At 50.4% G+C, this 1,678-nt stretch carries 2 tRNA genes and 2 rRNA genes; all 4 read right to left on the bottom strand.

Annotated elements, in window-relative coordinates:
- Positions 1 to 587 (bottom strand): 23S ribosomal RNA (locus OS145_RS01435); the annotation flags it as partial.
- Positions 588 to 854: 267 nt separating this feature from the next.
- A tRNA-Ala gene (locus tag OS145_RS01430) sits at positions 855 to 930 on the bottom strand.
- A gap of 166 nt (positions 931 to 1,096) precedes the next feature.
- A tRNA-Ile gene (locus OS145_RS01425) sits at positions 1,097 to 1,173 on the bottom strand.
- Positions 1,174 to 1,281: 108 nt separating this feature from the next.
- Positions 1,282 to 1,678: ribosomal RNA gene (locus tag OS145_RS01420) — 16S ribosomal RNA — on the bottom strand; the annotation flags it as partial.

Below are 1,678 nucleotides of genomic sequence, written 5' to 3'. Positions count from 1 at the left end.
CAAAATATAAGTCGCTGACCCATTATACAAAAGGTACGCAGTCACCCCACAAGGAGGCTCATACTGCTTGTACGTACACGGTTTCAGGTTCTATTTCACTCCCCTCGCCGGGGTTCTTTTCGCCTTTCCCTCACGGTACTGGTTCACTATCGGTCAGTTGGGAGTATTTAGCCTTGGAGGATGGTCCCCCCATATTCAGTCAAGATAACACGTGTCCCGACCTACTCGTTTTCACTCACTATGCGCCGTCACATACCGGGCTATCACCGTCTATGGCTCTGCTTCCCAACAGATTCTGTTAACGCATTGTCAGCTTAAGGGCTGCTTCCCGTTCGCTCGCCGCTACTAGGGAAATCTCGGTTGATTTCTTTTCCTCCGGGTACTTAGATGTTTCAGTTCTCCGGGTTTGCCTCCAAGCACCTATATATTCAGTGCCGGATACTCTGTAAACAGAGTGGGTTGCCCCATTCGGAAATCCATGACTGATAACGACTCTTACTGTCTCGTCATGGCTTATCGCAAGTTAGTACGTCCTTCATCGCCTCCAACTGCCTAGGCATCCACCGTGTACGCTTAGTCACTTAACCATACAACACCTAAGATGTCTGCTACGCAGAACCTCGTGCATTGTATTGCAACTAAGATTGTTTGTTCTCGCTGTACACTTGTAAGATACGCCTCTACCAATTTGAATAAGGTTCAAGTAGAGTGGCATTTCATTACTTTATTACAATCAGCTTGTCCATGTTGTTAAAGAGCATGTAACGCAAAGTTACCGGTAAACATTCAGCTTTGAACGCTTAACGCTAACATCGCCTTGCGCTTCAAGCGCAAGTTACATTATAGAGAAGAAGTGGTGGAGCCAAGCGGGATCGAACCGCTGACCTCCTGCGTGCAAGGCAGGCGCTCTCCCAGCTGAGCTATGGCCCCGAATGCTTGCTTGAACCGCCGATAGCGGCGTTGCGCGTACTGATACCGAGGACACCCTCTTTTCAGCACGGCTGCAAAGGCTGTTTTGAGTGGCTGACAAGGCGGGAAAAACCGAAGCATAGACTGCTATGCGAGGTTTTTACCAACGCTGTTCAGGCGCTCAAAATGGTGGGTCTGAGTAGACTTGAACTACCGACCTCACCCTTATCAGGGGTGCGCTCTAACCAGCTGAGCTACAGACCCAGTATAATTTAAGGCTTTATCTTGTGCCAAAGGCACAAGCTACCCCAATTCTTCTCTATTCATCAAACCAAGCAATCTGTGTGGACACTTACATCCATAAGCGAAGTGTAAGGAGGTGATCCAGCCGCAGGTTCCCCTACGGCTACCTTGTTACGACTTCACCCCAGTCATGAACCACACCGTGGTGATCGTTCTCCCGAAGGTTAAACTAACCACTTCTGGTGCAGCCCACTCCCATGGTGTGACGGGCGGTGTGTACAAGGCCCGGGAACGTATTCACCGTGGCATTCTGATCCACGATTACTAGCGATTCCGACTTCATGGAGTCGAGTTGCAGACTCCAATCCGGACTACGACGCGCTTTATGAGATTCGCTTACCCTCGCAGGTTCGCTGCCCTTTGTACGCGCCATTGTAGCACGTGTGTAGCCCATCCCGTAAGGGCCATGATGACTTGACGTCGTCCCCACCTTCCTCCGGTTTATCACCGGCAGTCTCCCCAGAGT

This window comes from Idiomarina baltica OS145 (genome assembly GCF_000152885.1).
Taxonomy (GTDB): Bacteria; Pseudomonadota; Gammaproteobacteria; order Enterobacterales; family Alteromonadaceae; genus Idiomarina; species Idiomarina baltica.
This window is presented reverse-complemented; position numbering and strand designations above follow the sequence as displayed.